21 protein-coding genes are annotated in these 24,617 nt (G+C 51.9%); 14 read left to right on the forward strand and 7 right to left on the reverse strand.

Annotated elements, in window-relative coordinates:
- Nucleotides 1-58 precede the first annotated feature (58 nt).
- Nucleotides 59-2,539, reverse strand: coding sequence for a DNA gyrase subunit A (gene gyrA / locus JMG82_RS10325; RefSeq protein WP_201352654.1), 2,481 nt, complete (start codon nt 2,537-2,539; stop codon nt 59-61).
- 198 nt (nt 2,540-2,737) lie between these two features.
- On the opposite strand from gyrA, the gene JMG82_RS10330 reads away from it, so the two are divergent.
- The 6 genes from JMG82_RS10330 (at nt 2,738) to JMG82_RS10355 (ending at nt 9,307) form a co-directional block, all read left to right on the forward strand.
- A complete protein-coding gene (locus JMG82_RS10330; RefSeq protein ID WP_201352655.1) occupies nt 2,738-3,337 on the forward strand; it encodes a hypothetical protein in 600 nt (199 codons plus the stop codon).
- Between the two features lie 157 nt (nt 3,338-3,494).
- Nucleotides 3,495-4,745 carry an ammonium transporter gene (locus tag JMG82_RS10335; protein WP_201352178.1) on the forward strand — a complete coding sequence of 417 codons (1,251 nt, stop codon included), beginning with the start codon at nt 3,495-3,497 and terminating at the stop codon, nt 4,743-4,745.
- 14 nt (nt 4,746-4,759) lie between these two features.
- Entirely contained in the window at nt 4,760-5,098 is a 339-nt protein-coding gene (locus JMG82_RS10340; protein ID WP_201352177.1) for a P-II family nitrogen regulator, read from the forward strand.
- A 211-nt stretch (nt 5,099-5,309) separates the two neighbouring features.
- Complete coding sequence (locus tag JMG82_RS10345; RefSeq protein ID WP_201352656.1) at nt 5,310-6,488, forward strand: ammonium transporter; 1,179 nt, start codon at nt 5,310-5,312, stop codon at nt 6,486-6,488.
- A gap of 67 nt (nt 6,489-6,555) precedes the next feature.
- Nucleotides 6,556-6,894: a P-II family nitrogen regulator gene (locus JMG82_RS10350; RefSeq protein ID WP_201352657.1), complete on the forward strand. Its 339-nt coding sequence runs from the start codon at nt 6,556-6,558 to the stop codon at nt 6,892-6,894.
- Between the two features lie 70 nt (nt 6,895-6,964).
- Entirely contained in the window at nt 6,965-9,307 is a 2,343-nt protein-coding gene (locus tag JMG82_RS10355) for an HD domain-containing phosphohydrolase (RefSeq protein WP_201352658.1), read from the forward strand.
- A gap of 12 nt (nt 9,308-9,319) precedes the next feature.
- Here JMG82_RS10355 and JMG82_RS10360 read toward each other — a convergent pair whose 3' ends face one another.
- The 4 genes from JMG82_RS10360 to JMG82_RS10375 all read right to left on the reverse strand — a co-directional run bounded on the left by JMG82_RS10360 (nt 9,320) and on the right by JMG82_RS10375 (nt 15,590).
- Nucleotides 9,320-11,467, reverse strand: coding sequence for a CHASE2 domain-containing protein (locus tag JMG82_RS10360; RefSeq protein WP_201352659.1), 2,148 nt, complete (start codon nt 11,465-11,467; stop codon nt 9,320-9,322).
- Nucleotides 11,468-11,504: 37 nt separating this feature from the next.
- A complete protein-coding gene (locus JMG82_RS10365; protein WP_201352660.1) occupies nt 11,505-13,340 on the reverse strand; it encodes a FecR family protein in 1,836 nt (611 codons plus the stop codon).
- A gap of 1 nt (nt 13,341) precedes the next feature.
- Entirely contained in the window at nt 13,342-14,691 is a 1,350-nt protein-coding gene (locus tag JMG82_RS10370; protein WP_201352661.1) for a tetratricopeptide repeat protein, read from the reverse strand.
- A 266-nt stretch (nt 14,692-14,957) separates the two neighbouring features.
- Entirely contained in the window at nt 14,958-15,590 is a 633-nt protein-coding gene (locus tag JMG82_RS10375) for a DedA family protein (protein WP_201352662.1), read from the reverse strand.
- A 77-nt stretch (nt 15,591-15,667) separates the two neighbouring features.
- Here JMG82_RS10375 and pyrC point away from each other — a divergent pair, with 77 nt between their 5' ends.
- Genes pyrC through JMG82_RS10405 form a run of 6 tightly spaced genes read left to right on the forward strand, consistent with a single transcriptional unit; the run spans nt 15,668 to nt 19,540 of the window.
- Nucleotides 15,668-16,678, forward strand: a complete 1,011-nt coding sequence (gene pyrC, locus JMG82_RS10380) for a dihydroorotase (RefSeq protein WP_201352663.1) — start codon at nt 15,668-15,670, stop codon at nt 16,676-16,678.
- Nucleotides 16,668-17,324: a response regulator transcription factor gene (locus JMG82_RS10385; protein ID WP_201352664.1), complete on the forward strand. Its 657-nt coding sequence runs from the start codon at nt 16,668-16,670 to the stop codon at nt 17,322-17,324. The genes pyrC and JMG82_RS10385 overlap by 11 nt, the downstream gene beginning before the upstream one ends.
- Nucleotides 17,325-17,339: 15 nt before the next feature.
- On the forward strand, nt 17,340-18,218 hold the full coding sequence (locus JMG82_RS10390; protein ID WP_201352665.1) for a sensor histidine kinase: 879 nt from the start codon (nt 17,340-17,342) through the stop codon (nt 18,216-18,218).
- A complete protein-coding gene (gene exbB, locus JMG82_RS10395; RefSeq protein WP_201352666.1) occupies nt 18,208-18,648 on the forward strand; it encodes a TonB-system energizer ExbB in 441 nt (146 codons plus the stop codon). Before JMG82_RS10390 ends, exbB begins: the two co-directional genes overlap by 11 nt.
- Nucleotides 18,649-18,697: 49 nt before the next feature.
- Entirely contained in the window at nt 18,698-19,075 is a 378-nt protein-coding gene (locus JMG82_RS10400) for an ExbD/TolR family protein (protein WP_201352667.1), read from the forward strand.
- 9 nt (nt 19,076-19,084) lie between these two features.
- Nucleotides 19,085-19,540 carry a hypothetical protein gene (locus JMG82_RS10405; protein ID WP_201352668.1) on the forward strand — a complete coding sequence of 152 codons (456 nt, stop codon included), beginning with the start codon at nt 19,085-19,087 and terminating at the stop codon, nt 19,538-19,540.
- Nucleotides 19,541-19,554: 14 nt separating this feature from the next.
- Here the strand turns inward: JMG82_RS10405 and JMG82_RS10410 are convergent, their stop codons facing one another.
- A complete protein-coding gene (locus tag JMG82_RS10410; RefSeq protein ID WP_201352669.1) occupies nt 19,555-19,956 on the reverse strand; it encodes a rhodanese-like domain-containing protein in 402 nt (133 codons plus the stop codon).
- Nucleotides 19,957-20,126: 170 nt separating this feature from the next.
- On the opposite strand from JMG82_RS10410, the gene JMG82_RS10415 reads away from it, so the two are divergent.
- Entirely contained in the window at nt 20,127-20,567 is a 441-nt protein-coding gene (locus JMG82_RS10415; RefSeq protein ID WP_201352670.1) for an HvfX family Cu-binding RiPP maturation protein, read from the forward strand.
- A 246-nt stretch (nt 20,568-20,813) separates the two neighbouring features.
- Here JMG82_RS10415 and JMG82_RS10420 read toward each other — a convergent pair whose 3' ends face one another.
- Nucleotides 20,814-21,530 (reverse strand): YiaD family glycine zipper/OmpA-like lipoprotein, encoded by a 717-nt coding sequence (locus JMG82_RS10420; RefSeq protein WP_236579135.1) that lies wholly within the window; start codon nt 21,528-21,530, stop codon nt 20,814-20,816.
- A 112-nt stretch (nt 21,531-21,642) separates the two neighbouring features.
- Here JMG82_RS10420 and JMG82_RS10425 point away from each other — a divergent pair, with 112 nt between their 5' ends.
- The gene (locus tag JMG82_RS10425) at nt 21,643-24,597 is read left to right on the forward strand and encodes a MutS-related protein (RefSeq protein WP_236579136.1); all 2,955 of its coding nucleotides are present in this window, start codon (nt 21,643-21,645) and stop codon (nt 24,595-24,597) included.
- Nucleotides 24,598-24,617: the final 20 nt, after the last annotated feature.

Here is a 24,617-nt window from a genome sequence, read left to right on the forward strand (position 1 = left end):
GAGTTTCCGTATTGCCAAGCAAAAACCGTTCCCATAGAAGCTTTCCGATGGAAGAGAATCAGGATTCCCCTTCCGGCTGGTCGATGATCTCCTCCTCCGCTTTCTCTTTGGGGCAGCTGGCGATGGAGTTCACTTTGTCGCCGGCATCGAGTCGGACGATCTTCACACCACTGGTGGCACGACCCGCTTTGCGGATACTCTGCATGTCGACCCGTATCATCTTGCCGCTTTGGGTCAGAACCATCAGATCTTTGTTTTCGTCGACGATCACCACTCCGACGGCATCGCCTGTTTTGGGTGTGAGTTTCATCGCCACGACCCCTTTGCCGCCACGGCTCTGTAGGCGGTATTCGCCCGCTTCGGTCCGCTTGCCGATCCCTTTTTCGGCTACCGTGAGCAGTTCCTGTTCGTCACTGACGATCGTGGCGGCACCAACTACATGGTCACCTTCGACTTTGAAACGGATACCGGTGACACCCCTGGCGGTGCGGCCGATTTCGCGGACATCTTCAACCGGGAACCGGATGCACATCCCTTTTTTGGTCAGAATGAAAAGGTTGCTGGTTTCGGGCAGGACAATCCTGCAGGTAACCAGCTCGTCATCTTCATCGAGAGTAATGGCGCGTACACCCACGCTTCTGATGTTTTTGAACTCGTTCAGGTTGGTGCGTTTGACGACACCGTTTTTGGTGAAGAAAGCGAGCGACTTGTTCTGGTCGAAGTCGGTAGTCGGGATGATGGCCATGATGTTCTCTTCCGGCTGCAGCTGGATGAGGTTGACGACCGCTTTGCCTTTGGCGGTACGGGAACCTTCCGGAATCTTGTAGACTTTGAGCCAGTAGAGCTGACCCCGATCGGTGATGAACATCAGGGTATCGTGGGTATGCGAGATGAAGAAACTCTCGATGAAGTCATCTTCGTGGGTGGTCACGGCGGTTTTTCCCTTGCCGCCGCGATGCTGGCGCTCGTACTGTTTCACCGGCACACGTTTGATGTAGCCGCGGTGGGTGATCGTGACCACCATCGGTTCGTTGGGGATCAGGTCTTCGATGTCGATGTCTTCGTAGTCGTCGACGATCTCCGTCAGGCGCGGCGTCGAAAACTGCTCTTTGATCTCCAGCAGCTCCTCTTTGATGATCTGGTTGAGCAGGTCCTCGCTCTTGAGGATATTGCTGAGCCGTTCGATCTCCGCCATCAGCTCCTGGTACTCTTTTTCGATCTTGTCGCGTTCCAGACCAGTGAGGCGCTGAAGGCGCATGTCGAGGATCGCCTGGGCCTGTTTTTCGCTGAGGCTGAAGCGGGTCATCAGTCCTTCGCGGGCTTCGTTGGCGTCGGCACTGGCGCGAATGAGTGCCACGATTTCGTCGATATTGTCCAAAGCGATGCGCAGACCCTCCAGAATATGGGCACGGGCTTTCGCCTTTTCGAGCTCGAAGATGGTACGGCGGATGATGATGGTCTTGCGGTGCTGAATGAAAAGTTTCAGCAGTTCCATCAGAGTGAATATCTTCGGCTCCTTGTTCTCGATGGCGAGCAGGATAATGCCGAATGTCGTCTGCATCTGAGTCGATTTGAAGAGGTTGTTGAGGACAATTTCGCTCATCGTGTCTTTTTTGAGCTCGATGACGACCCGGATGCCCTCACGGTCGCTCTCGTCACGCACTTCGCTGATGCCTTCGATCGCTTTGTCCTTGGCGAGCTGGGCGATGTTTTCGATGAGTCGCGATTTGTTGACCTGGTAGGGAAGTTCGTCGATGACGATGACTTCACGGTTGCCTTTTTTCTCGATATGGGTTTTTGCGCGGACCTTGATGCGGCCGCGTCCCGTTTTATAGGCGTCCAGAATGCCTTTTCGGCCGAAGATGATGCCGCCGGTGGGAAAATCGGGTCCTTTGATATGCGCCAGAAGATCCTCCAGGTCGGCAGCCGGGTTGTCGATGAGGACCAGCAGCGCATCGATCAGTTCATCGAGGCGATGGGGCGGAATGTTGGTCGCCATACCGACGGCGATCCCGTTGGAGCCGTTGAGAAGCAGGTTGGGTACCCGGCTTGGCAGGACATCGGGTTCGTTCATCGTGTCGTCGTAGTTGGGGATGAAGTCGACCGTATCTTTCTCTATATCGCGCAGAAGCTCTTCGGCCAGACGGGTCATACGGGCTTCGGTGTAACGCATGGCGGCGGGATTATCGCCGTCGATGGAGCCGAAGTTGCCCTGGCCGTCGACCAGGGGAATGCGCATGGAAAAGTCCTGGGCCATCCGCACCAGGGCATCGTAAACCGCTGTGTCGCCGTGGGGATGATACTTACCGATGACGTCGCCGACGATGCGGGCACTCTTCTTGTAGGCGGCGCGGCTTGTGACGCCCAGCTCGTGCATGGCGTAAAGAATTCGGCGGTGGACCGGTTTGAGGCCGTCGCGGGCATCGGGCAGTGCCCGGCCGATGATGACACTCATGGAGTAATCGAGATAGCTTCCCTTGATACTCTCTTCGATCGATATCTCCTGGATATCTTCGCTTTCTTTGAACAGATCGGACATTCAAAACCTTTTGCTTTGAAAAAATTAAAATTGAAGTGATTCTATCCAAAAAATACTTAAGAGCGTATCTATCATAATTAATTGAATGTGCTTGAGTGGCCGGAAAAGTTTCGGGGCGATCGCGAAAGGTTGGGAGATTTCGTTTTGTTTTAATGTATCGGTGGCTATACTTAGCGTATCAGATGAAAGGAGTCGGGTATGAAAAGAGGAAAATGGATCGAAAGAACGCTTTTGGCGATGACGGCAACCGCTTTTTTGGGTATGTCGGCGGTGGCCGACGATGTGACGGAGACGATTGACGAAGCGCTGGCAGCCTACAAACAGGGAAACTACAGCCAGGCAGTGGAAGACCTGAACTATGCGGCGGAGTTGATTCGTCAGAAGAAAGGGCAGAGTCTCCAAGCGTACCTGCCTGCGCCCCTTCCGGGCTGGAAGGCGGGCGAAGCCGAAACCCAGACTGCCGCCACGGCGATGATGGGAGGCGGAACCGTCGTCAAGCGCCAATACACCAAAGGTGACAGCAGTATCGAAGTGCAGATCATCACCGATTCGCCGATGATGCAGACCGTGGCGATGATGATAGCGAGTCCGATGTTCGTCGGCGGCGGCGCGAAAATGATTCGCATCAATCGCCAGAAAGCGATCATCGACTATGACAAACAGGAACGTTCCGGCCAGATACAGATGGTGGCAGGTGAGAGGTACCTGATTGTCGTCCATGGAAACAATGTGAGTGAAAATGATCTGACAGCCTATGCCAAAGCTGTCGATGTAAAAAAACTCAACGCTATCAAATAACCACCGAACAGATCAAGACCAAGCAAGAGGAGGGAACTTTCCCCTCTCTCTTTCTCTTACAGATTTTTCCACCGCCTAAAAAATAGGCAACATCTTCCCCAAATCACTATCCGATTTTTCTATACTTGCAGCGTACAAAACTTTCCAAGGAGAATTCATGAAGAAATGGATACTGGCACTGCCTCTGCTTCCGGCCATGGCGTTCGCGGATGAGCTTAACAGCGGCGACACGGCCTGGATGATCGTCGCGACGGCTTTTGTCATGCTGATGACGCCGGCGGGACTGGCACTCTTCTACGGCGGCCTGACACGCGGCAAGAACGTGCTCAACACGATGGGCATGAGCCTGGCGGCCTACGCGGTCGGCACACTGGTCTGGGTGATCGCCGGCTACTCCATCGCCTTCGGCGACGGCGACTTCATCGGAACCGGCAAGCTGATGCTCTCGGGCATCGGCGCCGATACGTTGAGCGGGTCGATTCCCGAACTGCTCTTCGTCGCTTTCCAGGGGACTTTCGCCGCCATCACCGTGGCCATCGCCAGCGGTTCGATGATCGAGCGGGTCAAGTTCTCCACCTTCGTCGTCTTCGCGGCACTCTGGATTCTGGCGGTCTACGCACCGGTCACCCACTGGGCCTGGGGCGGCGGCGAGACACTCAACTTCGGCGAGATCGACTTCGCGGGCGGTACGGTCGTTCATATCAACGCGGGTGTCGCGGGCTTTGTCGTCGCGATGATTCTGGGACGCCGCAAAGATTACGAAAAAGCGGCCATCAAACCCTTCTCCCCCATCTTCGTGGTCCTGGGTGCGATGCTGCTGTGGTTCGGATGGTTCGGCTTCAACGCCGGGTCCGAAGTGGCGGCCGACGGTACGGCGGCTTCGGCGTTCCTGGTCACCAACGTGGCGGCCTCTTTGGGCGTCATCGGTTGGGTGCTGGGTGAGTGGATCGTCTTCAAAAAGCCCACACTCGTCGGCGGCGCTTCCGGTGCCGTCGCCGGTCTGGTCGCCATCACCCCCGCTTCCGGTACGGCCGGAGTGGGCGGCGCGATCATCATCGGCCTGGTCGGCGGCTTCCTGGGCTTCCTGGCCGTCTCCAAGATCAAGAAGATGTTCAAGGTCGACGATTCGCTGGATGCCTTCTGGGTCCACGGCCTGGTGGGTATCTGGGGCTCCATCGCCACGGCGCTCTTCATCGCCGAGTATGCGATGCCCGAAAACTACAGCCTGGGCAGCCAGCTTGTCAGCCAGCTCGAGGCGGTCGGTCTGACCGTTGTCTACAGCGGTGTCGTCACGGCGATCGTCTACTTCATCGCCTCGGCAGTCACCGGCGGCGGACGTGTGGACGAGGAGACCGAGACGATGGGTCTGGACGAAGCGGTCCACGGCGAACGCGCGATGAACCTGTAAGCAAGGAGCGATGAATGAAAAAGATCGAAGCGATTATCAAACCCTTCAAACTCGAAGACGTCAAGGATGCCCTCGCCGAAGCGGGCATCACCGGGATGACGGTCAGCGAAGTCAAAGGCTACGGCCGTCAGCAGGGCCACAGCGAACTCTACCGCGGTGCCGAGTATGTGGTCGATTTCCTGCCGAAAGTGAAACTCGAAGTCGTCGTCAAAGCCGAAGAGGTGGAGACGGTGACCCAAAAAATCGTCGAGACGGCCCGCACCGGCAAGATCGGCGACGGCAAGATCTTCGTCAGCGAGGTGGAGAAAGCGATCCGCATCCGCACCGGCGAAGAGGACGAAGAGGCGCTTTAGGAGCAGATAGAGCGGGCTTTGCCCCTCTGCCGCTTCCCGCTTTTTGCTTCTTGCTTCTTAACTTTATACATTGCCCATTTATTCAGCAGATTTTCTTCTGCGGTTCTCTTCGTAAAACCCAAACTGATTAAAATTTAATCATTCTGGAATTTACAAAATTTTTTATTATTAATATAATTTTCATATATCAATAATCTTCAAGGAGTCAGTGATGCAACCTGCCGATTTTTCCTACGTGATCGACACCCTTTTCCTCCTCTTCGCGATGACCCTTATCATTGTGATGGTGCCGGGTTTCGCGATGCTGGAAGCGGGCATTGTACGTACAAAGAACGTGACGGCCGTTTTGACGGTCAACACGATGATTTACGCGGTGGCTTCGATGGCCTTTTTGCTCATCGGCTACCAGTTGGCTTTCGGTACCTGGGAGACTGAGAGTGTCAGCAAGTGGGCCGCGTTTTTGTTTCAGATGGCCTTCGTCGGAAAGACAGTCAACATCATGAGCGGCGGCGTGAGCGAGCGCACCCGCATCATTCCCCTGATGCTCTTTACGGTTCTGATGGCGGCGGTCATCTATCCGCTGGTGGTCAACTGGACGTGGGGGGCCAATATGCTGAAGGATTCGTTCCTGGATATCAGCGGCATGCACGATTTGGCGGGATCAACCGTAATCCACTCCACCGGTGCATGGGCGCTTCTGGCCGCTATCCTGATCATCGGGCCAAGAAAAGGGCGCTACGTGGACAATCAGGTCCGTGTCATCCCGGCTTCCAACATCCCGTTGGTCGTATTGGGAGCGCTGCTGCTTTGGATCGGATGGTTCGGATTCAACGGCGGTTCGGTCGGATCGATCGCCAGCAAAGAGAATGCCGACACGGTGGCACTGACCATCATGAATACCAACACGGCGGGTCTGGCCGGCGCCATCATCGCGGCGATCATCGTCTACTTCCAGTATAAGAAGTTCGATATCACGATGATTCTCAACGGAGCGCTGGGCGGTTTGGTCGCCATCACCGCAGGTGCGGATGTTTTTGACATATACACTCCGATTCTTGTCGGTGTCATCGGCGGGGCGCTGGTGGTGTTCGCCGTTCCTTTTTTCGACCGGCTGCGAATCGATGATCCGGTCGGTGCGTTGTCTGTACACCTGGTCAACGGCATATGGGGAACCGTCGCTGTGGGAATATTTGCCAAGGATGTCTCGCTGATGGCACAGATCAAGGGCGTCGTGGTTGTCGGAATTTTTGCCTTTGTGGTATCATACATCACTCTATTTGTAATCAACAAATTCATAAAATTCAGAGCCAGCGACGACGACCAGACACAAGGTATCGACGTAAGCGAATGTGGCGTGGAAGCGTACCCGGAATTCAAGCGGGCTTTTTGATCTCTAGCCAATGAGTTTGAGATTGTAGACGGCGAATAGAAACTGGAACTTAATGGAGGAGAAAATAATGAAAAAGATTGAAGCGGTTATCAAACCTTTCAAACTGGAAGAGGTGAAGGATGCGCTGGCGGAAGCGGGCATTGCAGGTATGACGGTCAGTGAGGTCAAAGGCTACGGCCGGCAGGCCGGCCATACGGAACTCTACCGTGGAGCGGAGTATGTGGTCGATTTCATACCCAAAGTGAAAGTGGAAGTAGTGACCAAAGACCAGGATGTGGATATGGTGATCGAAAAGATCGTCAATGCCGCCCGTACCGGCAAGATCGGCGACGGGAAGATTTTCGTTACCGATGTGCAACGGGTGATTCGCATCCGAACCGGGGAAGAGGACGAAGAAGCGATTTAACAGGCTTCTTTAAACCATGGATGGTGTCAAATTTCTGGGAGCTTTTGGCGGGAAATCCCGGAAGAGGGGCTTGGTTTCTCTCAAAATCGCTTCCGACAAGGTGATCGATGCGGGCAATCTGATCAATGCTCTCGGTGAAGATGAGCTCGCCCGTATCGATCACATTTTCCTGACCCATTCCCATCTCGACCATATCAACGATATTCCTTATCTTCTTGACAACACTTTTCATCTGCGTTACAAACCTTTGAAAATCTACGGTACGCAAAAGACGCTCGAAAATCTTCACACTCATGTTTTCTGTAAAGAGATTTGGGTCGATTACACAAAGATTCCAATCAACGAAGCGGGGGATCCGGCAGTTGAACTGAATACATTGGAATATGGTATACCCGTTCGCTTCGGTTCTTTATCGATCAAGCCGGTACCCAATGAACATATCGAAGGGAGCTGTGCTTATGTGATAGAAAAAGATGGGGACGCACTGCTTTTTTCTTCCGACACCTGTCTTGCTCCTTCTTTGACGAAAGAGATCAATGCCAATAAAAGGATTCGGGCCGCTATTTTCGAACTCTCTTTTCCCGATGGCAAGGAAGATCTTGCGAAAAAAAGCATGCATCTTACACCATCTTTGCTTGAAAAGCAGCTGGCAACGCTGCAGCGCAGTGATGTGAAAATGTATGTTCACCATCTCAAACCCTCCTTTGTTCGCCAGATAGAAAAGGACTTGCAACGCAATCCAAAGCTGAAATCACGACATGTCAGAATCCTTAACGACGGGGATATGATAAGGTATGAAAAAGGCACACTCGTTGTCACCGGAGAAAAGGAGGATGCCGAAGAGAAATTTCTCCATCTGATTCATATCGGAACGATGTTGACCGAACAGACCGATAAGCAGAGGCTTTACGATACGATCGTCAAAGCGGCAAGAGAGTTTGTCAAAGCGGATGCCGGAACCCTCTATATCATGGATGAAGCGCGGCGAAACCTGCGCTTCGAGGTGGTTCAAAACGAGACACTCGGAGTCGACAGCGGTCGTTCGGGAGAGAAGAAGCCTGACTGGCCGCCTTTGCCTCTTTATCATGAAAATGGAAAAGAAAACCTGAATATGGTTGCTGCCGCTGCAGCATTGCAAGGGCGAGTCATCAACATCCCCGACATTTACGGCGATAACCTGTTCGATTTCAGCGGAACGAAAAAATTCGACGAGATGACCGGTTACCGTTCCCGCTCGATGCTAGTGATTCCACTGAAAGACCATGAAGAGAGAGTCATGGGTGTTCTTCAGTTGATCAACCGGATAGATGAGTCGGGTGAGATCGTTCCCTTCAGCAGGGAAGATGAAAAAATAGGTTTCTCACTGGCGTCCCAAGCCACCCTTTTGATGCGCAATCAGATTCTGATTCACGATCTCGAAGAGATGTTTTTTTCGTTTCTGAATGCCCTGGCCAATACACTGGACAACAAATCGGCTTTCACGGGCAGGCATATCGAGAGGATGGTTGATGTGACGATGGAAATCGTCAGAGCCATCCAAAACGACAGCAAAGGGATGTTCAAAAACCTCAGTTTCAGCGAGGATGAGATAAAACAGATCTATTTGGCCGCTCTTGTCCACGATATAGGAAAGATTGTCACCCCTGACTATCTTGTGGAAAAAAGTACGAAACTCGAAACGGTGTATGACCGTGTCGGGCTCATTCGACTGCGTGTCGAACTTGCCAAAGCGCAGAAACATCTTGCCCTTTACAGGGAGTTGTGTGAAAAAAATGGTCTAAAACATGATGCAATGGACGAAATAGCCGATTGTTACGCCGGCGAACTCGACAACTCGATGGCTTTTATAGAGAGAGCAAACAGCGGCAGCGAATATTTCGATGAGGATAAGATACAAAAACTTCACGCGATCAATGCATCCGGTTCGATTCGCATCGGGGCGGAGGAGAGACCTCTTATCGAGCCTGACGAGATGGAAGCTTTGTCGGTTCAAAAGGGAACGCTCACGGCGAAGGAGCGTCGAATCATCATGGATCATGTCAAAGAGACCAAAAGAAACCTGAGTCAACTGATTTTTCCGGAGAAATACCGCAGAATTCCTGAAATTGCCGGGGCGCATCACGAAAAACTCAACGGCAAGGGATACCCTGACCGATTGCGTGCCGAAGAGATATCTCTCGAAGCGAGGATACTGGCGATCGCCGATATTTTCGAAGCACTGACGGCTTCGGATCGTCCATACAAAAAACCCAACAAGCTCTCCGAAGCGATGAAGATTCTCTATTATATGGCCAAGGATGGCGAACTCGACTACGATATCGTGAAATTTTTCTACGAAGAGGGAGTCTATCTCAAATATGCACGGAAACATCTGCATGACGAGCAGATCGACGAGGTTGACCTGACTTTTTAGAGCTCCAGCGCACTATTTTGTTTCGAATACGAAAATACCATCGAAATGCTGCGGCGGATTCAGTGCATACGTGTGGCATCGGGATATATAGAGAGCATAAAGAGGATGGGGGTTTTTTTTCTGAAGATGCCGGAACTTCTCTTCCGCGGCCACGAAATTTCCATTTTTGTACTCTTCGAGTGCGTGATGGTACTCTTCGAGCTCTTCGTGTAGTTGCTTTGAGGGTTTTCCCGTCTGAAGAAGTTCATAAATGGTGACCGGCTTCTTTCTTCCTTTGACGCGAACGGTATCGAGTTCTCGGAAGGTATAGTCCTCTTTCAATCCTCTCTTGGTCGATTCGGAAATGATCAGGCGAGAACCGTAAAATTTGTTCAATCCCTCGATACGGGATGCGAGATTGACATTGTCACCCATGATGGTGTAGTCGCTTCGTCCCGCCGAACCCATCTCTCCGACGGTGACAAGGCCCGTATGGATGCCGATGCCGATATCGAGCGTCGGAAGGCCCTCACGAGAAAGTGTGTGATTGAGTTTTTTCAATGCTTCCAGTTGCAGCAGGGCGCTTTTTGCCGCTGCGTCTTCATGGTTGGGATGCTCTTTCGGTGCATTCCAGTAGGCCATGATTGCGTCGCCTATGAATTTATCGATCGTGCCGAACCGGTCCATGATGATGTTTGCCATCGGTGTCAGATAGCGATTGAGAAGATCGACCAGCTGTTTCGGATCGCCCAATGCTTCGGAAATGGATGTGAAGGAGCGGATGTCGCTGAAAAAGATCGTTACCTCCTTCTGCTGCGTCTCGAATGCGTCCGATATGCCATTTTGAAGCAGCGCGTCCACAACCTGCGGCGAAACCTTTTTTGCGAATTTCTCACGTATTTTCTCTTTGACACGGGTCTCAAAGAGGTAATTGAACATACTCAGTACCAGGAACAGGAGGATAATCAACAAAGTTGGGAAAGCCATGTTGAGCAGAATATGACGGTTTGCAAAAAGGTAGTAATCGAAACCGAAAAATGCAACAAAAAGAGAGAGACTCAAAAGAACGGTTGCCAATGGAGGCGCGTAGGAGAAGATCAAAATCGTAATCAACGCCAAAGCGAGCAAAAGTGTCGTATCGGCCGCTTCGACCCAGTCAGGCACCGTGACGAAATCGCCGTTGATCATATTGTCTATGGCTGTCGCATGGACCTCCACGCCAGGAAATGTGCTGTCAAAAGGCGTTGCCCGAAGATCGAGAAGCCCTGATGCCGATGTGCCGATCAAAACGATTTTTCCACGAATTTTTTCTGCATCGAAATTTCGATCGTAGATGTCGGCAGCCGAAAGATAGGTATAACTTTTACCCGGACCCCGGTAGTTGACCGTCAATCGTCCAAATCTGTCTGTGGGAAGATGCAGTGTGCCCATACGGATACCGGCCACGCCCGATTCCGAGTAGTCGATATCGATACGGCCGGATTGCATCATGGCGCGGACCATTTCCAGGGAGATAGATGGGAAAAGCATGCCGTCGTAGCGTATCAGGAGGGGAACGCTGCGGACGATGCCATCAAGATCGGGCAGGGTGTTGAAAAATCCGCTGGAGTAGGCACTGTTTTGAATGACGGGAATATTGGGAACGATCCTTTGCGCTTCCAAGATGAATGAACGCTTCATCGGCTTGTTGTGTTCGATGAAGAGAGCCGGAATCTCCGGTATATCGCCAGGCTCGCTCCCTTGTGCTTCAAAATCGAAAAAGAAACCGAGTATCGTGGGACTTTCGGAGACCGCCCGTGCCAGCAACAGATCGTAATCCGGAACGTTTCTGTCATGGATTCCATAGGCTTCGAAGACCCGTTTGGGCGAGCTGTTGTCCGGTTCGGAAAAGACGATATCAAAACCTATGACAGCGGCTTCGGCTTCGGCAAGGTTGCGGAGGATTCTGGCTATCTTGATCCGGGGCCAGGGCCACTGACCAAGCGCATGGAGGCTCTTTTCATCGATATCGACGATAACGATGTCGTCGCTTGCGGGCTGAGGACCACGTATTTTGAAAAGTGTGTCGGTCAGCTTTTTGTCAAAAGGCAGAAGCGTCTCATTGTGATAAAGGTATCCCCATAAGACGCCCATGACAACGATAAGAGCGATAAGAAAGATGAAAAGCCGTTTTTTTCTCATTCGTAAAATGCCATGAAAAAAATCCGTTGTTCCAGCACTATTGCATCTTGCCGCCGAAAACCCCTTTGGCACTGCCATGGTCGGGACTCGTCAGCTCGAACGTTCCTCCGATTTCATCGGGTGAAATCGTTCCATAAAAGTCTCCCTTCAGGCTTCCGCCGATATTGTCGACTTCGCTGTCGGGCGCGGCGGTGACATGGGGGTCTTCAAAATGGCCGGAATCGATACCACCTTGGATGTTGACGGACCATTTTGGTTCGCCTTGGGCCTGAAAATACATGGAGCCATCGAATGTCTCTTGCCAGAAATCGACATTCATATTGATCTCTCCATCAGCTACTTTGTCGTTCGTAATCGCGGTCACTCCGCCTTTGTAGGTGGCTTTTGAACCAAAGAATTTTTTAGTCATCATAACGAATGACGTTGTCTTGTTTTCACCTTCGAACCAGGTATCGGTCGGACGATTGTCGCCGTTTAACCAATATCCGTAAGAGACATTGTCATAGCTGTAGGTTGTGATTTTTCTTGGTTCGGAAGGCACGCCGTTATTCTCCCCGGAGGGGGCGTTCGTATCGGGTGTATCTGTATCCGTCATATCCGTCCCCGGCACATTCTCATCCGCAACTCCACTGTCGGAAATGCCTGGAGCGGGCATATCGTTTTGCGTTTGCGTCTCTTCTTCTCCGCTATTTGGCAGATCTGTTTCGGGAACATCGCCACTCTCTGGTATCTCCGTGGTTGGTACATTCTCACCGACCGTCCCGCTGCCGGGAATGTTACCGGAGGAGGGAATATTGGCACCTTCGTTACCCGGCATCCCTGCATCCGGAATGTTCATGGAAGGAGTATTGCCCTGAGGTGTTCCAGAATCGGATGGGGCGGGATTTTGTGAATTCCATGCGCCCGATGTGGCATCATCCGTGGTCGAAGGTGGCGTGGTCGGTTGATTCTGGCTATCTGTGCCGCTGCCAGGGCTGTCCGTGCCGGGAGCGCCCCCTGCTTCCGGCCTGTCCGATTCCGATGGAGAGGATGTCTGTGATGCATCGGAGGATGTCGGGTCGTTTGAGGACGGGGTATGCGGAGACGGGCTTGTATCGGGCGAGTTGCCCATTTCTCCCGAATCGGTAGAAGGAGAGTTTCCGGGTGTTCCTGTCATAGCCGGCTTTTCAATCTCTTCTACCTCCTCTTCCGTTTTATTCTGCTTATTGGTATCCAGCGCCTCGTTTTCGTAAGTCTTGATGGCGGCAGGCTCCCTTTTGGTTATTTCGTCATGTTTCATCATCGAAACGATGAAGCCGCTTTTTTCAATCGGAATCGGTTTTGTCGGGGGCATCTCGGGCCTAACGAAAATCATGTTGCCGGCATCCACATCGATCGATTTTTTCATGTGTGCCGAAAGAACATAAATACGCCCCCTCGTGCAGGCGATTTTATCTCCATTGGCCGGGTCGGCTTCGATGACGATTTCGGTGCCACGGACACCGATTGTCGCGTTTTCGGTATGGAGTTTGAATTTTTCGGGAACGATTTTTCCTATCTTCCCGGTGATGGAACGGAAAAATCCTTTCGGCATATCAAACCGGGCGTGGGAAGCCTCGCTCGCGTCGTAAAAATAGTTTTCGACAGAAAACCGGCTTCGACTTCCGAGGGTGATGACTGTCCTGTCGTTGAAAGTGAGCTGTACTCGGGTGTTCGCTGCCGTGGTGATGGTATCTTTCTCTTCCAGCGTCTCCCCGAGCCGAAGGGGTAGCCGCCCATCACCTCGTAAGAGGGTCGCCTCTCCCCTCAAAGCGGAAACGACGCCGACACCGGCAGCCAGATATCCGGCGAAAAAGATGGAAAAGAAGACGAGAACGAGGCTTTTTTTAAACATTTTAGAACTCCTTGACGAGATTGACGTTGGCGTAGAATTTTCTGTATTCATAGGTATCGAAATCGGAATGGTTGTGGGTATAGCCCACCGAAGTCTCCACTTTGAAATAGTTTTGGAATTTTTTGGTGAATGTTATGACAAGATTGGCATAGATGTCGTCACGTTTTTCGAGAAAGAAAAAATCGATATCGGTATAGTGGAGTTTTTTTACAATCAGATCACCGCTTAGGCTCTTGTCAGGCGCAATTCTGTATCGGCTCCAGACCCGAAGCATTCCCGCATTGTGATTGACATTGGTGAGGGAGGAATCGATTTTTCTCTCCTTGATAAGGCTGAAGGAGGGTTCAATGACCCAGTCCTTGTTCAGCAGCCAATGCACCAGGATGGTTCCCATGAGATAGTTGGCATCCCGTCCCTCATTCAAAGGGCTGTCACTCTTTTTTCTCTGAAAGGTGAGTGTCAGTTTGGAGAAATTGACTGATGAGTGCATGTAGAGCAAAGAAGGCATGAAGTAGTAAGTGTGCAGATAGGGATCGGAACCGTAGAACATTTTATCGAAACCTACAGCCAGATTGAGAAGAAAATTTCCGGTGGAATAAGCCAATGCCGGTGTATAGTTGGCATAGAAGATATTTTTGTCGGAGTGTTTGCTCATCGTCTGAAAATAGATGGATACGTCGTTTTTCAGGGCAAATCCGCCCCGCTCACCAAAGTCATAGAGATGGTTGAGATCGATCATCTCCTGATGGTAATAGTCGTCATCGTCGATGACGGCATTTTCGACCCTGATTTGATAGGCGGGAAGAAAGATTTCATCGTACCGCGCACGATTGTAAACGTTGGAATCGTAACCGATGCCGGCCATGATGGAGCCGTGGAAAAAGCTTCTGGTTCGATGCTGTCGTATATGAGAGAGATAAATTTGTATTTTTCTTCTGATGGGAGAGGGAATATTCTCTTTCAAAATCTCTTCAAAAAGCTGTTGCGCGTCGGCGTAGTTTCCCATGGCGTAGTAGCTTCGTGCCATCTCGAGTTTCACCAACTGGTCGTCCGGCCTGGCGATAAGAACCCTTTCGAATGCGATGACTGCATCTTCGTAGTGTTTTGTTTCATAGGCGCATCGGCCCAGATAAAACTGCACACGCAGATTTCGCAGGTGTGTCAGTTCGAGCTTTTTGAAAAGCCGGTAGGCTTCTGTGTAGGCTCCCGCTTTGTAATATCTTATCGCCTCTTCGATGCTTTCTTCATCTTTTGGCGTTTTGGTCTGTGGGTTTTGGGCATGATTTTCCGTCGGGAGATTCCGGGCGATTCCTTGTGGTCCCCATAGAAGCAAAAGGACAGTTCCAATCAACAGACGACCCCATAGATGTTTCAATGCCGTGTTTTCCTTGTTGTTTATTGGAAAAATATATCGGCAGAATTTATCATGTGTTTATTCACCGCTTTTAGCAGGAAGTGTTAAAACATTCTTTCAAATGATGATATTGAAGAAAAAAGAGGCAGTGGAAAAGTATGTATCCTCTCATTTGCGGAGGATTGCAAACCTACTCACATTCGGGCATTTTCATGTTTTTAGCAGCGCATGGCGCGATCGTTTTATAAACGGAAATGGCGGTCTCACCTCTGCTTTTCCAACTCTTCGATAAACTCTTCTTCGATTTTTTTGTTCTTCTTTCTGTAGTAGTAGAAGACAGCGGCGACCATCAGAATGATGGCGCCGATGAGATAGTGAAGCACCGACTCTATCTCTTCTTCGTGCTCTCCGAAAATGTAGCCGAGGCTCAGCAGGACGGCACACCAGATGCCTGCTCCCAAAAAGGTGTAGATGCTGAAGCTCAGCAGATGCATCTTCCCGATGCCCGCGGGGAGGGAGATGTACTGGCGAATGCCGGGAAGCAGGCGTCCCCAGAATGTGCTGGCGGGCCCGTATTTTTCGAAAAACTCTTCGGTTTTGTCGATTGTTTCGGGTTTGATGAAAACGAATTTTCCATATTTTATGAGAAAAGGACGCCCCAGTTTGTGGCCGAGAATGTAGTTGAAGATGGCACCGGCCAGCGATCCTCCGGCCCCGGTGAGGAAGGCTGCGACAAGACTCATCTCGCCCTTGCTTGCGAGGTATCCTGCGGGAATCATGGCGACCTCGCTGGGAAAGGGGAAAAAGGAGCTCTCAAGGAACATCATGATGAATATCCCCAGATACCCCATGGCTCCGACGGTCTCTACAATCCAGTTGACGATTTCGTGCAGCAAATTAACATCCTCATAACATGATGGCGGTATAATAACATCAGTTGAGTAAAACAACCAGTAAAAAGAAGGTTCGCATCATGGTCATTTCACTTCATTCTCCTCTTGATATGCATCTGCATCTTCGGGACGAAGAGATGCTCGACATCGTCGCACCGCTGAGTGCCCGGACCTTTGCGGGAGGGCTTGTCATGCCCAATCTCGTGCCGCCCGTGACGACGGCGGAGGATGTTGCACGATACCGCGGGAAGATACGCAAAGCGCAGGGGGAGAACCGTTTTGTGCCCTACATGACTCTCTTTTTCAAATCGGACTATACCCCGGAGTTTCTCGAGAGTGTCCGGGATGAGATTCTCGCCATCAAGCTCTATCCGGCGGGCATCACGACCAACTCCGAAGGGGGTGTGAGCGGTTTCGATCTCAAAGAGCTTTCGCCGGTGCTGAGCGTCATGAGCGACCTGGGCATCCCGCTGTGCGTCCACGGGGAGACGGGCGGCTTCGTCATGGACAGAGAGGCGGAATTCATTCCGATCTACGAGAGGCTTGCCGAAAATTTTCCCGATCTGACGATTGTCATGGAGCATATCACCACCAAGGAGGCGGTCGAAGCGCTGGAGCGCTACGAAAATCTTTATGCGACGATCACGCTGCACCATCTCTACATCACCCTCGACGATGTGGCGGGGGGACTGCTGCAGCCCCACCTTTTCTGCAAGCCGATCGCCAAGCGGCCCGAAGACAGGAGCGCACTTCTCAACGTGGCGCTGGAAGCCCATCCGAAAGTGATGTTCGGGTCCGACTCGGCCCCCCATCCGCGGGAGAAAAAGGAGGCGCCGGGATGCGCCGCGGGCGTCTTTACGGCACCCATCGCCCTTCAGGGGCTCGCCCAGCTTTTCGACAGACACGGAGCGTTGGAGAATCTGCAGGCTTTCGTCAGTGACAACGCCCAGCGTATCTACGGTATTCGACCTTTGGAAAAAGAGGTGGTTCTGGAAAAAACAGCGTGGCTGGTACCCGAAATCTATGAAGGAACGGTGGTCCCGATGTTCGCCGGAGAGAGCCTGGAATGGAGAATCGTGAGTGCAGGCTAAAGTGCTGCTTCTTGAAGACGACCGGCTCTTCGGAGAGACGCTTGTCGATTTCCTGGAAGGAGAAGGATACGAGGTCGAACATTTTCTTGCGGCGAAACCTGCGATCGAAGCGGTATACGAGTATGACGGATTCGATCTCTATCTGTTGGATGTCAATGTGCCCGATCTCAACGGGTTTGAGCTTCTGAAGCAGCTGCGCGAAAGCGGTGATATGACGCCGGCGATCTATATCACCTCCGCCAGAGATAAGGAGGCGCTGGCAAGAGGGTTTCACAGCGGGGGCGACGACTATATGAAAAAGCCGATCGACCTGGATGAACTGCTGCTTCGGATCGAAGCGCAGCTTCGCCGCCGGCAGGGCAGCGGGAAAATAGAGGTGGGGAAGTATCTTTTCGACATGGAGCGGCTGGTGCTCTACCAAGACGGCGAGCCGGTACAGCTTCCCAGAAAACTGGCGGAACTTCTCGGGCTTCTGCTGAAAAACCGGGGCGAGGTCGTGCAAACGGAAGAGATCCTTCGGGAGATATACGGCGAAGAGAACCCCGGAACGGGTGTGCTTCGGGTCTATATCACCAAACTCAAACAGCTTTTCGGAAAAGAGAGCATCAGAAACATTCGGGGTGTGGGTTACTGTTTCGATGCATGAGAACGGAAATGCCGCATGAAACGCAGGGAGATCACGAAAGTCCTCCTCTTCTATGTCGTGACATTCGTTTCGATGGCGGTGCTGATGTGGGTAGTCTTCGAAAACTTCGGATACAGCAACGAGAATTTTCTGATCGTCACACTGATGCTTCTGCCTCTTTCGCTGCTTTTCGGATATATCCTCTCCAAAGTGGCGCTCGAACCGCTCTTTATCACCAACGATCTTCTCGACAAACTCCTCAAAGACACCCTTCACGAACTCAATATCCCCCTATCTACGATCTTTGCCAACGTTGCCATGCTCAAACGCCGGGAGGAGGACCCGAAAAAGGTGACGCGCCTGGAGCGAATCGAAAAGGCGGCGGAAAATCTGGGAGAACTCTACGAGGATCTCGACTACTTCATCAAGAAAGAGATCGGCACCGTGGAGCGGGAAACTTTCGATCTGGATCGCGTGATTGAATCGGCCATCCTCAAGATGGAGGAGATACGGGGCGATATTTCGATACAATACACTCCGACAGGCTACGTTGTAAAAGCCGACAGGCGCGGATGCCAGAAGGCTGTGGACAACCTGCTTTCCAACGCCATCAAATACAATCGCAAAAAGGGGCAGGTGGAAATTTCGGGCGAGAACGGGTGGCTCGTGATCCGCGACAGCGGTATCGGCATGGACGAAACGACCCTCTTCAACATTTTCGACCGTTACTATCAGAGCGATTTGAGCGCATCGGGATACGGCATAGGCCTGCACATCGTCAAAACCTTCTGCGACGAGCACGGCATCGAGATCAAAATCGATTCGAAAGCGGGAGAGGGGACCACGTTTCGGCTCAATTTCGCAGCGGCCTTCCCGAAAACGGATGTGACAAACGAGGAAAGAAATGAAAAGTGATACGATAACCGATCTGGTCGACTACGGATTTATAGGAGTACTGCTTCTTATGAGCGTCATCGCGCTCTGGCTGATTCTGGAACGCTATTTCTATTACCGGCATGTCGATCTTCGAAGTTTCAAAGAAAAAGAGGAGTTGGAGATCGCACTGGGAGAGAACCTGACGATGATCGCCTCGATCGGGGCGAACGCCCCTTTTATCGGTTTGCTGGGGACCGTTGTCGGCATCATGGTGACATTCGTGACGATCGGGCAGAGCGGTCTGGTGGAGACCAAAGAGATCATGGTGGGGCTCGCACTCGCCCTCAAAACGACAGCGGGCGGCATACTGGTGGCGATTCCTGTCGTATGGCTCTACAATATGCTGGGCAGAAAGGCCGAAATTCTCGTGGCACAATGGGAAATGATGAAACGCAGAGGGGAAATTTGATGGTCCATCGAATTGTCGGAAATCGGGAAAAAGTTTCTATTCGGACATCATGAAAATCAAAAAATTCGATCAGATCAACGTTCTGCCTTTTATCGACATCATGCTGGTGCTGCTTGTCATCGTCCTGACCAGTGCTTCGTTCGTTTCCAAAGGGACCATTCCCGTCGATCTTCCCGAGGCGAGCAGTACGAACGCGCCGATTGAGAAAATGCAAAGCATCGTCATCGACAAGGAAGGCAATTTCTATTTCGAAGAGAAAAAGATGAGTTTTGATGCACTCAAAGCGAAAATTCTCTCTCTCGATCCGAAAAAAGATGCGCTCATCATCAAAAGCGATGCGAAGAGTCAGTTTCAGAATTTCGTCAGGGTGATCGACCTTCTGAAGTCAAAGGGATTCGAAAAAATCAGTATCGAGACCAAACAGTAAAGGAAAAGTATGAAAGTTTCGTGGGGTGTGATGCTCCTTCCGGCGATGTTCTCGCAGCTCATCGCCGCCGATGCGTCGTGCAGGGGATGCGGTGCCGGCAAGCTGATGCTGCAGTGCGATGTCTATGTGGCACGCCAGGGGGACCTGAGCAGGCAGCATGTTTGCGAGGAGTATGCCAAAATCGTCGATATCGACGGAGCTTCCGCCAAAGCGGCCTGGTACTATCTGCTTGCGGGAAAACCGGAACGGGCGGTGGATGCGGCGCAAAGAGCTCTGCATCAGGGACAGACGTTTGCCGCCGGCTATCTGGCAGAGGCGTATGCCATTTTTGGGAAGCATGAGGAAGCGAAAAAGTATATGGAGCGTTTCAGAACATTGAAACAGCAGGGAGGCTATATTGAAAAAGAGATAAAAACACTCAGAAAGATCTACCCCTCCGCCGACTTTTCAGCGCTGAAGGAGTAGATCGGAAAGCGATGCTATTTCGTGTGTGCCTTGTGGGCCGCGATCAGGTCCTCGATGTTCGCACCCAGTACGTAGACATTTTCATATCCCAACGCTTCGAGGTACCCCATGACACGGTTGGCGAACCACCCTTTCAGGCAGGCAACGAGAATCGGTGTCGTTTTGTCCTGGGGAAGAATGTCGAGATAGTCGGCAAACTCCGTATAGGGAGTGTAGTAGGCATCCGGAATGTTCGCTTCTTCGGCATTTTCACCATTCACCTTGGCAGGGGGGCGGACATCAAGAAGCACAGCCCCGACCTCACGGATCAGTTCGATCCCTTTTTCCATACCGACATTTCCAAGTTCGGCCTTCTCTTTGTTCCGCCGGATGGCCGATTCGATACGCTCAACGATGTTTTGATCCAATGTCGCCATGATCTTCTCCTTCTGAATGGGATTGTTTAGTCGATCTGTGCAGAAATTCTATATCAAAGAGGCTTAAAAATCAAGATCTTATCGCACTAAATATTGGCGCTTGCACACGATTTGCACATTCCGGTGATAGTGTAGGGTACAGGTCCAGACAGGGACGGAAAGGATTGCCAATGCAACTGCGTAGATTCTATGCCGAATATTCCCGGGCGGCAGGCTATCTCAAATCGCCTTCCCTCCTTTTTATGCGCCTCATTTTGGCTCACGGTTTCTACGAACCGGCCATGATGAAATGGAACGATATCGCTGCCGTGAGCGAATGGTTTGCATCGCTTGGAATGCCGATGCCGACACTCAACGCTTATATGGCGGCTGCAACGGAATTGATAGGAGTGGTACTTCTGACACTGGGGTTCATGACCCGATTTATTGCGCTGCCGCTTATTGTCGTAATGGTTGTGGCGATTGCCACAGTGCATCTGCCCCACGGATTTTCAGCCGGAAACAACGGGTTCGAGATACCTCTTTACTACATGATCATGCTTTTTGCGCTGATGGCGCACGGAGCGGGCCGATTCAGCCTGGACCGCCGGCTCTTCGGAGAGGATGCCTGAAAGGCAGGCGATGTGGAGATGTCGGAATTTATCCGACACGGTGATCTGCCGCATCCGTCTATTCCGGTGTTTTTGAAAAAGGCGGTTTTTGCCTTTCTCATCCTCTTCCGGTTGCCTGTGGGGGTCTGCGACCGTTTCGGCCAACACAATCCGCTTTTGATCGACTATCCTCCAAACAAAAAGCCCCGCTGCTTCTTTTTTCCAATCCGTGACTCGAGCCTTTGGAGATGAAGCCTCGGAAGGTCTCTACAAACAGGCGTCGATGACCGACGCTTCGTTGGGATAGAGGTAGATCTCTACCCGGCGGTTGAGAGCCATATTTGTGGGTGTGTCGTTGGGAACCAGCGGTTTACTGAAGGAGCATCCCCGTGCGTAGATGGGATTTGCAACTCCCAGACTCTTGAGCAGATTCGCTACACTGAAAGCACGTTTTTGCGAGAGTTTGAGATTGTAGTCGTAAGATCCCCGACTGTCGGTATGGCCGACCACTTGTACGATCGTGGAAGGGTAGTTTTTAAGGACATCGACAAGCCGAGTGATTTTCTCCCGTGCGGCGGGTGTCGGATCCGCGGCATCGGTCTCGAACATCATGGCGCTTTTGAAGGTGATTTTGACATATTTGTCCTGCTTTGTGACGATGATATCCTGCGTCTTCGCGGCCTCTTTTTCATCCTGGCTGACCGTCGTGTTCATCGAATCGGCCACCTCCTGTGCCTGTTTGTCCAGGTTGTAGCCGATAAGGCCACCGACGGCCGCTCCGGCCGCCGCGCCTATCAGTGCACCCTTTCCGCGGTGTCCCTTGCTGACCGCAGCACCGAGCGCGGCACCCGCCAGTGCTCCGATAACGGCACCCTGTCCGGTTTTCTGCCCGCGGTTTGGCATCGGCTCTTTGGAAGCGCACCCGCCCACCGTCAAAGCGGCTGCAATGGAAAGTGCGATGACTTTTATCGGGATATTTTTCACTTTTCACTCCTTTGGAAGACTTTTTGAAATGATATCAATCAAGTGTGAACTCATCGTAAATGAAAAAGGGATTGGATATAATTATTTTATTGCTACAGGAAGGTGACGACGGGTGCAGATCGAAGCGATCAACGAGCTTTTGAATGACAAGAAACGGCTTTTGACCGATATCTATTTCGAGCTTCAGAAGCGTTTCGAGGAAAAGTACGGTCCGGATACCGTCGTCGTGATGGAAGTGGGCACTTTTTTCGAAGTGTATGAAGTCAACAACGACACTCTTAAAATCGGCAAGGCCAAAGAGATCGCCGAACTGCTCAATATCCAGTTGACAAGAAAAAACAAGACCATTCTCGAAAACTCCGTCGCCAATCCGATGATGGCGGGCTGGCCTTCGGTCTCGCTGGACCGGTACCTTTCTCGTCTCGTTCAGAGCAAAAAATACACCATCGTACTGGTTCGGCAGAAAGGCGTGCCGCCCAAAGTCAAACGCTATATCGGCAACATCCTCTCGCCGGGAACCAATTTCGACTATCTCGTCGAGCCGACCGAAAACTATCTGGTCAGCCTGATCGTCGATATCAACAACGGCATCTACTCCTGCGGTTACAGTGCCATTGATGTGAGCACCGGGAAGACCTGGCTTAACGAGATACACGGTACCAGGGAGGACAAGACGTACGCCCTGGACGAAGTCTTCAATATGCTCCAGAGTTACAATACCTCGGAACTGCTGCTGACACTCAACGATGCCTCGATCGATGCGGAATGGATCGTGCGCTACCTCGAAATCGAAGGGCATATCAGCTACACCGTCGGAACCACTCATCACAAAATCGCCTACCAAAACGAACTGTTCGCCAATGTCTACGGCATACGTTCCTTTCTGAGCCCCATCGAATATCTCGACCTGGAACGCTACCCCTATGCCTCCGAATCGCTTTCTTTGTTGATCGATTTCATCATCGAGCACGATGCCGCACTCATCGAAAAGATGAACCGTCCCGTGTTTCTCGGTGGCCAGCACTTCGTCTACCTGGGCAACAATGCCCTGGAACAGCTCAATATCATCAGTCGGGACCCTGACGAGATGACGCTGCTCAAACTGATCGATATGACATCCACCGCCATAGGGAAGCGTCTTTTCAAGGAGCGGCTGCTCAATCCCATCTGCGACGAGAAGGAGCTGCGACGCCGCTACGATCTGGCCGAAAAGGTGGCCGACCATACCCAGAACTTCGCCAATACGCTCAAAGAGGTCTATGACCTGGAGCGGATTTTGCGCCGTATCAAACTGGGCAAGCTTCACCCCTTTGAGATCGTCTATCTGCACGATTCACTCAAAGCGCTCGAACAGCTGGTCTGGGAGGCACAAGGGATCGGAATCGACGTGGAAGAGGATCTGCGGGTCCGGATCGAAGGGTTCGTGAAGGAGCTGGAGAGGACTTTTTTGCTGGATGAGTGCGCCAAATACCGCCGTGACCAGATTGAGAGCAACATTTTCCAGCCCGGCATCAATCTCTTTGTCGATCAGATTGTGGAAGAGAACAGAAAACAGATGCAGAGGCTCGAAGCAATCCGGTTGCATGTCGAAAACTTTTTCGAGCGCGGTGAAAGCGATACCGAATATGTCACCCTCGGATGGCTGGAGAGCGAGGGCTATTTCCTCACCATGACCCGAACGCGCTTCGGCATGATCGAAAAAGATCTGATGGAGAGTTTTCTCCTGCTGGACGGCAACCATTATTTCCTGCGGGATTTCACTTACAAAAAGCTCAAGAACAGCGTCAAGATCACGTCGAAGCTCATCGACGAGATCTCCAGGGCGGTCATGGCGAACCAGTCCCGCATCGTGGCGCTCATCAAACAGAGCTATGTCGAGTCACTCGAGCTGCTCGAAAAACGGTATGCGCAGCTTCTGGAGCAGATCATCGCATTCGTTGGCCGTTTCGACGTGGCGATCGCCACGTCGCGGGCGGCGAAGCAGTTTAACTATGTTCGCCCCGAAATACTCACCCGAAGAGAGAACGGGGATGAGCATACGCTGGAGTTCATCGGACTGCGCCATCCTCTCATCGAATCCCGGGAAGAGAACGGTATCTACATACCCAACGATCTGATGATGGGCGATCTGCCAAAAAAGGCGGTGCACGACCATGTCACTCTCCAGGCGAGCGACAACAAGCCGGTTAGAGGCGTGCTGCTTTACGGCATCAACTCCAGCGGCAAGAGCTCTTTGATGAAAAGTGTCGGCATGGCGGTCATCATGGCGCAGGCCGGCTTTTTCGTTCCCGCCGCCTCGATGCGTTTTCACCTTTTCGACAAGCTTTTTACGCGCATCGTGAGCAAGGACAATCTCTACAAGGGGCTCAGCACCTTCGCCATCGAGATGATGGAGCTCAAGAATATTTTCAACAGAGCCGGCAGGCATTCGCTTGTCCTGGGTGATGAGATAAGCCACGGCACCGAAACCGAATCGGCTCTGGCCATTGTCGCCAGCGCGGTAAAAAGGCTCCACGATCTTGGGACCCTTTTCATCGTGGCGACGCACCTGCACAAACTGACCGAACTGGAAACGGTGACGGGGCTGGATGGGGTCGTTTTCCTGCATCTGGCGGTCGAATACGACGAAGCGGAGGACAGGCTGCTGTATAACCGAAAACTGATGCCCGGTTCGGGCAGTACCCTTTACGGGCTCGAATTCGCCCGTTCCCTCCATATGGACCGACGTTTCATTGAGACCGCCTACACGATCCGCGAATCGCTCAGCGGAAACGAAGAGAGCATCAAGCGGTTGAAAAAGAAGAAGCGAAGCCGCTACAACAAAGAGCTTTACCTCAGCAGCTGCGCCCTCTGCGGCGCACCTGTGGAGGAGGTGCACCATATCGCGCCCAGGGCAAAGGCGGATGCGGAGGGAAAGATCGGCCACTTCCACCAGAACCACCGCTACAATCTCATTCCCCTTTGCAAAAGGCACCATCGGCTCGTCCACGAGGGCAAAGTGGTCATTCACGGATTTGTCATGACCGATGAGGGGCTTCAACTGCGATATATCGAGAGATCGGAATAGACTCTCTTTCTTTAGCTTTT

The organism is Hydrogenimonas urashimensis, assembly GCF_016593255.1.
Lineage (GTDB): Bacteria > Campylobacterota > Campylobacteria > Campylobacterales > Hydrogenimonadaceae > Hydrogenimonas > Hydrogenimonas urashimensis.

Bases quoted from the DNA above. Each gene is read 5' to 3' on its own strand.
- gyrA (WP_201352654.1), bottom strand. From the start codon at position 2,539: ATGTCCGATCTGTTCAAAGAAAGCGAAGATATCCAGGAGATATCGATC.
- JMG82_RS10330 (WP_201352655.1), top strand. From the start codon at position 2,738: ATGAAAAGAGGAAAATGGATCGAAAGAACGCTTTTGGCGATGACGGCA.
- JMG82_RS10335 (WP_201352178.1), top strand. From the start codon at position 3,495: ATGAAGAAATGGATACTGGCACTGCCTCTGCTTCCGGCCATGGCGTTC.
- JMG82_RS10340 (WP_201352177.1), top strand. From the start codon at position 4,760: ATGAAAAAGATCGAAGCGATTATCAAACCCTTCAAACTCGAAGACGTC.
- JMG82_RS10345 (WP_201352656.1), top strand. From the start codon at position 5,310: ATGCAACCTGCCGATTTTTCCTACGTGATCGACACCCTTTTCCTCCTC.
- JMG82_RS10350 (WP_201352657.1), top strand. From the start codon at position 6,556: ATGAAAAAGATTGAAGCGGTTATCAAACCTTTCAAACTGGAAGAGGTG.
- JMG82_RS10360 (WP_201352659.1), bottom strand. From the start codon at position 11,467: ATGAGAAAAAAACGGCTTTTCATCTTTCTTATCGCTCTTATCGTTGTC.
- JMG82_RS10365 (WP_201352660.1), bottom strand. From the start codon at position 13,340: ATGTTTAAAAAAAGCCTCGTTCTCGTCTTCTTTTCCATCTTTTTCGCC.
- pyrC (WP_201352663.1), top strand. From the start codon at position 15,668: ATGGTCATTTCACTTCATTCTCCTCTTGATATGCATCTGCATCTTCGG.
- JMG82_RS10390 (WP_201352665.1), top strand. From the start codon at position 17,340: ATGAAACGCAGGGAGATCACGAAAGTCCTCCTCTTCTATGTCGTGACA.
- exbB (WP_201352666.1), top strand. From the start codon at position 18,208: ATGAAAAGTGATACGATAACCGATCTGGTCGACTACGGATTTATAGGA.
- JMG82_RS10400 (WP_201352667.1), top strand. From the start codon at position 18,698: ATGAAAATCAAAAAATTCGATCAGATCAACGTTCTGCCTTTTATCGAC.
- JMG82_RS10405 (WP_201352668.1), top strand. From the start codon at position 19,085: ATGAAAGTTTCGTGGGGTGTGATGCTCCTTCCGGCGATGTTCTCGCAG.
- JMG82_RS10410 (WP_201352669.1), bottom strand. From the start codon at position 19,956: ATGGCGACATTGGATCAAAACATCGTTGAGCGTATCGAATCGGCCATC.
- JMG82_RS10415 (WP_201352670.1), top strand. From the start codon at position 20,127: ATGCAACTGCGTAGATTCTATGCCGAATATTCCCGGGCGGCAGGCTAT.